The sequence below is a fragment of the Peptoniphilus sp. SGI.035 genome, from assembly GCF_050315115.1.
Classification (GTDB): domain Bacteria; phylum Bacillota; class Clostridia; order Tissierellales; family Peptoniphilaceae; genus Peptoniphilus_A.
On record NZ_JBNPOJ010000035.1, the window covers coordinates 1 to 6,911 of the forward strand.

General features: G+C 29.9%; 7 protein-coding genes. All 7 read right to left on the minus strand.

Going from position 1 to position 6,911, the window contains the following annotated elements; genetic code table 11:
• Positions 1-36 precede the first annotated feature (36 nt).
• The 7 genes from ACQRC6_RS09475 to ACQRC6_RS09505 are packed head-to-tail and all read right to left on the minus strand — an operon-like array spanning position 37 to position 6,240.
• Positions 37-711 (minus strand): GntR family transcriptional regulator, encoded by a 675-nt coding sequence (locus tag ACQRC6_RS09475; protein WP_293559823.1) that lies wholly within the window; start codon positions 709-711, stop codon positions 37-39.
• Between the two features lie 35 nt (positions 712-746).
• Positions 747-1,718: an NAD(P)-dependent oxidoreductase gene (locus tag ACQRC6_RS09480; protein WP_293559824.1), complete on the minus strand. Its 972-nt coding sequence runs from the start codon at positions 1,716-1,718 to the stop codon at positions 747-749.
• A gap of 16 nt (positions 1,719-1,734) precedes the next feature.
• The gene (locus ACQRC6_RS09485) at positions 1,735-3,003 is read right to left on the minus strand and encodes a TRAP transporter large permease (RefSeq protein ID WP_427848702.1); all 1,269 of its coding nucleotides are present in this window, start codon (positions 3,001-3,003) and stop codon (positions 1,735-1,737) included.
• A gap of 1 nt (position 3,004) precedes the next feature.
• Positions 3,005-3,517 carry a TRAP transporter small permease gene (locus ACQRC6_RS09490; protein WP_427848703.1) on the minus strand — a complete coding sequence of 171 codons (513 nt, stop codon included), beginning with the start codon at positions 3,515-3,517 and terminating at the stop codon, positions 3,005-3,007.
• 56 nt (positions 3,518-3,573) lie between these two features.
• Entirely contained in the window at positions 3,574-4,614 is a 1,041-nt protein-coding gene (locus ACQRC6_RS09495) for a DctP family TRAP transporter solute-binding subunit (protein WP_427848704.1), read from the minus strand.
• Between the two features lie 16 nt (positions 4,615-4,630).
• Entirely contained in the window at positions 4,631-5,035 is a 405-nt protein-coding gene (locus tag ACQRC6_RS09500) for an aconitase X swivel domain-containing protein (protein ID WP_427848705.1), read from the minus strand.
• Complete coding sequence (locus ACQRC6_RS09505; protein WP_427848706.1) at positions 5,035-6,240, minus strand: aconitase X catalytic domain-containing protein; 1,206 nt, start codon at positions 6,238-6,240, stop codon at positions 5,035-5,037. Before ACQRC6_RS09505 ends, ACQRC6_RS09500 begins: the two co-directional genes overlap by 1 nt.
• Positions 6,241-6,911 lie beyond the last annotated feature (671 nt).

Sequence of the window (6,911 nt, forward strand, 5' to 3'; positions counted from 1 at the left end):
ATTTAAAATAATCAGACTCCTAAAAACTCTTCATTATTAAATTAATCTTGTAAATTCATTTACTAAAACCTCATATGACCATTTTAAATGCTTTTCTAAAATATCTTGTGCTTCTTCTAAATTTCTATTCTTTATACATTTTAATATTTCTAAATGGTATTTAGTACTTTCCACCGTTGTATCCGTTAAGGCATAAGCTTCATGTTGATATCTATCAATTTGTCCTTTTATACTCGAATAAATAGTTTTAATATAATTATTCGCAGAATTTTCTAAAATAAGCCTGTGAGTTTCTTCATCTTTACTTATCAAATATTTCTCAGAAATATATTTATTATTACTTTTATCTTCTAATATTTTATATAAATCTCTTTCTAATTTATTAATTTCATAATCCTTTATATTTTTTATTGAAGTTCTCATTGCTATTTTTTCAATGGCAATTCTAACCTCATAAATATCAGATAAATCTTTTAGAGATAATTCTAGTACAATTGTGCCCACTCCATCTACACTTTTCAAATATCCTTCTTGTTCTAATCTAGTGAGTGCTCTTTTAACTGGAGTTCTACTCATGTTTAATTGTTCTCCAATGCTTTTTTCAGTTAATAATTCTCCACCCTTTACATCACCCGATATTATCGAATTTCTTATGAATCTATAAGCTTTATCTGAAAGAGTTTCCCTACTTTTTAATTTTACTCTCGTCATTACAACCCCACTTAATTAGTTTAAAAAACAGGTCCTTAAATAACAGGATCTCTCGGAGTTTCACCTTTTAAAACAGCCTCTAAATTTCCTAATGCAAATTCTTTTAAAGCTTTCATAGACTCTATTGAAATATAAGAAATATGAGGTGTTACCAAAATACCTTTTTGATTAAAAATTTTTTCATTCCCATTAGGAGGCTCATTAGCCACAACATCTAAAATAGCACCTTCTATTTCTTTGTTTTTAATTGCCTCAATCAAATCTGTTTCTTTTATAATTTTGCCTCTAGAAGTATTAATTATATGAGCGGTCTTTTTCATCATTTTAAATTCATTCATAGTGATTTTATCTTTATTAGCATCAATTCCTTTTAAATTTACACTAACATAATCCGCAATTTTAAATCCTTCTTCCCAAGATACTTTTTTAACTCCATATTTAGCTATCTCTGCTTCACTTAAAAAATCATCAATGGCATAAACATTAATTCCAACAGGCTTAACCTTATTAGCTATAGCTTTTCCTATAGCTCCAAATCCAACAATGACAAGGTTCTCTTTCGAAATTCTATGTCTAGGTTCTTCTATTACAAGAGAGCCCCACTTACCATTTTTTACATTCTCTAAACATGTATCAGAATAAAACTGTATTCTCTTATTATAGTAATAAATAGCTGCAAGAGTGTAATCTGCTAAGTCTTCAGCACAATATCCCTGTATATTTGTAACTCTTATTCCTTTTTCTTTGCATGCTTCTAGATCAATCCTATCATATCCTCCTCCATATGTCGATATGACTTTACAATTATCCAGTTTTTCTATTGTTTTTCTAGGAATATCCGCGTAAACTTGTGCTAAAATAGCATCAACTTTACTTCCGAACTCCTCAAGATCTTTTTCATAATCATAATTTGAAATCCTTATTTCAACATTTTCAAAAGCTTTTGGCAAATACTCTTTTTCCAAATCGTAATTAGTCCACTCTTCATCTATAATCCAAATTAACATTTTAATAAATCTCCTTTTATAAAAATACATTTGTAATTAATGGTACAAACGTAACTAACATTAATACAACAATTAAAGCTAATATGAATTTTATTATTTCTTTTGTCAATACACTCATTCCTACCTTAGAAATAGCCGTTGCAACAAATAAATTGATTCCATAAGGAGGTGTACAAAAACCAATAGCTAAATTCATAGTTAGCATTATACCAAAAGTTATTGGACTCATTCCTAATCTTAAAACAATTGGTAATAATATAGGTGTCAGGATAATTGTACCAGGTATATTATCAATAAACATTCCTACAATAATTAGGAATATATTAATTAAAATTAAAATAACGATACCATTATCACTAAGAGATGTAATAAACATTGCTATTTTCATAGGAATTTGTTCCATTGTTAACAACGCAGCAAATGCTGTAGACAATCCTACCATAAAAGTAGTTGCCCCATTAACTACTATAGCATCTCTAAAAGACTTATACGCTTCCTTCAAATTTAATTCTTTATAAACAAAAACACCTACTACAAACGAATATACTACCGAAACAACAGCCGCTTCTGTTGGAGTAAATACTCCTGCATAAATTCCACCTAAAATTATTACTGGAGACATTATAGCCCAAAATGCATCAATAAAAGAATGAAATATTTCTTTCAGACTTTTTCTATTTTCATTACCTTTATACCCATTTTTCTTTGATACAATATAACATACAATCATTAATGCTATGCCCATTAAAATCCCTGGCAAGAAACCAGCTGTAAACATTTGTGTTATTGATGCTCCTGAAACAACACCATATATTACAAAAGGAACACTAGGTGGTATAATAACTCCTATTGTACCTGCTGCAGCTGTTAGAGCTGTTGAAAATCCTTTACTATATCCATGATTAACCATCTGCGGAATCATAAATGCTCCAACTGCAGAAACTGTTGCGACTGCTGATCCGGATATTGCAGCAAAAAACATACAAACTACAATTGTAACCATACCCAATCCGCCAGTTATATGTCCAATAAAAGATTGAAAGAAATCTACTAGTCTCTTTGCTATTCCTCCACTACTCATCAAATTTCCAGCTAACATAAAAAATGGAATAGCTAATAAAGGAAAAGAATCTACGCCAGCAATTGAATTCTGGGCAATCATCATTGTTGGCATATCAGTAAAACTTACAATGTTTACTAAAGTAGAAATACCTATTGCATATCCTATTGGAACTCCCAATATTAATAACACGAAAAATATTCCAAATAATACCATTGACTCCATACTAAATCTCCTCAATTTCTTCGTTATTTATTATACCTTCTTTTTTTCCTGTAATAGTATCTATAGTATCAAAAAAAATTCTAAAAACTAGAATAAAAGATGACACAGGGAGTGCTGAATATACATATACCAATGGCAAACGCATCCCTGATGATAATGCATTTCTTGCGCTCATAGATTTAAGAAGTTTTATTCCTACATAGACTAAAAATACATTAAAAGTAAGCCATATAATATTAATTATTAAGTGTAAAATTTTATGAACTTTTTTTGATTTAAAAATGCTAAATATCAAGTCCACTCTAATATGTTGATTGTCAACATATGCTATACTACTTCCAAGCCATACTTGCCAAATAAATATGTATCTAGACAGTTCCTCAGACCATGCTAACGATGTATTAAAGAAATATCTCATTATAACTTGCATAAATACTATCGCAACATTAATAACTAAACTACTTACTAGGACAATTTCTTCAATCTTATTGAATTTTTTTAAAAAATTTCTCATATTTTTACTCCTTTTAGAAGAATTGGATATATCCAATTCTTCTAAATTATAGTTGTTTATTTATTATACTTTTCACATAAATTGAATAATTCTTCTCCAAATTGTTTTTGATATTTATCATACATTGGTTGTAAAGCTTTTCTGAATTCTAACTTTTGATCATCGCTAAATACATTAGTTGTAAGTTTTCCTTCTGTTTCAAGATCTTTAATCGCTTTAACGTTATCTTCTAATTCCATTTTCCTTTGTTCTGCAACAAAAACTTTTGCTTCATTTTCAAGCAATTCTTGCATATCTTTGTCCAAAGAGTCATAGACATTTTTATTAATTAAAAATGGCAAAAAGTTATGAACGTGTTCATCAATAGTTTGATACTTTTGAACCTCATAAAATTTATTTGCAAATGTTAAAGATGGTGGATTTTCTTGTGCTTCTACAGTTCCTTGTTGTAAACCTGTGTACAATTCTGTAAAGCTCATTGGAGTAGGATTTGCTCCTAATGTTTTATAAAAGTCAATAAATATTGGACTCTCCATAACTCTCATTTTGACTCCCTTTAAATCTTCAGGTTTTTCAATAGGTCCTGAATTTGTTGTTGTTGATCTAGGTCCATTATACGCATAGCCTAAACAATGAATTCCTTGTTCCTCTAACTTTTTATTAAAATATTCTCCTACTTCTCCATCTAACGCAGCAAAAGCAGATTCACTATTTTTAAAAAGATAAGGCATATCTAAAATACCAAATTCTTCTGAATATGTTGTTAGAACAGAAGTTGATGGCAATGTTGATTGTAATGTCCCCATAGCTACAGATTCTGTCATTTGAACATCTCCACCTAAGGAACCATTTGGATAAATCTCTATACCAATTTTTCCCTTACTTTTTTCTTCAACATTCTTTTTGAAATTCAGCAAAGCCTTATGAGTTGACCTACTTTCAGGTTCAACATGACCTATTTTAATTATTACATCTCCTTTTGCTGCTTTTGTACTTTCTGCCGTATCAGATGTCTTGTTAGCCTTACCTTTACTTCCACAAGCTGTAATAGCAACAGCAACTAATAAAATTGTTATAATTTTTAAAATCTTTTTCATAATATCTCCTTAATTATTATAAAATCGTTATTTCTTCTTTATTTGCATCAATTATAATCCTATCACCTTCTTTAATATCTTCGTAGAACTCTGTATCAACTTTGTCTACTAGTGGTATTTCGAAAATAATAGCACTTGTTACTAAAACTGTTTCTGGATACTTCACAATCATCCCAGCAGGCTGATTATTATATTTCATTAATTGGAATAAACCATCGGCTTGAACAACTGAACTTCCTTTTCCTGATGGAAATACTAAAATTTTTCCAGACATACTCCTTCCAGTAAAATCATGGTTAGGTTCAATCATTTTCCCTGTTCCTGGTTCTAATAAATAAAACATTATTGGATCTTTGGATATAGTTACTTCTGCTTCTACTCTTCCATCAGATATTTTATGACATTTATAAACTCTACTCATTATTTAACCCTCCCTGTTAATGCTGCATCAATACATGTGTCTAAATCTCTTATCACAAAATCAATTCCTCTTCGTTTAGGATAATAAGCACATTTAGGAGATTCTGTTACCCCAACTTTTCCTTTTAAAAATTTCCAAATTGGTTGATCTGGACAAGTACTAGGTACAATATGAGCCCCAAGTTTTTCCATGATTTCAGAATATCCCATAATATCACAAAGATGTTTTACATGAGATGAAACTAAAATCCACATTTCCTTTTCTAACTTCCTACCATTAATTCTTTCAGAGATATGCCTTACTTCATCAAGTGTAAAATGAGGACAACCAAACATAGCAAAGTCAATTTCTCTTTCTCCTTCTAAAGAAATATCCTTTAACACTTCTTCAAAATCCTCATTTGTTATTGTTACTTTTCTTTCTGGTTCTTTTCCACCAAAAGCCATTTCTAGAGTTTGAGCTTCTGGAGTAAAACCAACTATATGATACATATCATATGCTCCAGATGTATTTAGTTGGGCCCCCAAATTCCTTAACGCTTCTTTACTAATATGTTCTGGCAAACCTACAAAAACGGGAATTCCATGACCTATCTTTTTACCACACATCCCCAACATATGATAATCATAGTCATTATCCATATCAGCTTTTACCTCTACCAAAATAGTTCCCTTTCTATTCTCATCTAAAAGTAAACCGTACTCTGGTACATATCCAGTTATTGCAGCAAATAAAGCTGAGTTAGCTCCTTCTCTGTTTGATCTCGCACCCCACACTGAATTTACATAAGGCGTAGCACTAGACTCAGAAAAAGCTGTGATTTCTCCAAAATTAGGCACATTTGTATCTATGTATGGAGTACAGTTATAACTCAATGTTGCACCTAATTTTTTATATGCTTCATGAGTCCTTTGCATCATCTCATAATCTTCCTTATCCCCCATATTTCTTTCCTTAAAATAAGGAATTCCCCATCCTGGATTAACTGTTGGTGAAACTCTACAACGAGCTCCTAAATTGACCATTTTTTCCGCTAACCATAAATCTGCATCTTGATTACTTAATGCTACGTGAGCTCTTGTTATTGGAACCATCCTCTCTGCCCCAAAAGATTCTCCTATTGCAACTTGTACTTTCATTGCAAGTTTAGCACCTTCACCGTACTTGCCATCTAATAAATCTTGTTGATCTTTTGTTAATTTCAAAATACCTCTCCTCTCTTTCTCATGAAAACAATTTCATGTATACTAGAAGTATACATCTATTGCTTTACTATGTCAACATAATATTAAAAGAAATTCACTTTTTTTATTATAAAAATAAATTATCAAATCAAATAAAGCTCTTTTAGTAAGTTATGAGATAATTTTTTCTATACATTTTTTATTTTTTGTGCTTTTCAGTCATGCTTAGTTAAGTTTAAGTTATGATAAATTCTTCGTAATAATCTTTTTTTAATTGTTTTTATGTATATTATTATCTATTATTGAATCTAATAGCTTTATGTCTTTGAATCTTCTGTAATTTTGACTAAATCTTGTGAAATTTGACACTTTGTCATAAAATCTAATCCTAAAGGCTATCTATATACTGTACTTCCCTATGTTTCTTTTATTGTTTGTATAATACTTTTTATATTGAATAGGTGCTATATGAATGCTATTTTTATTAGAATAATCAAATTATATTTGTCTATTTCTTTTTGTTATTTATTATAGAATTTTACACTATCTTTTTAGTGAATCTAGACTATAGCTTTTCTTGTTTTAGCTATTTAAATGCAAAAAAGCAGGCTATTTTGCCCGCTTTTTTATGGTTTTGAAGAGCAGTTGCCTGCTCTCATTTGTATTTTATTCTTTGGAATTAGTCAAGAATT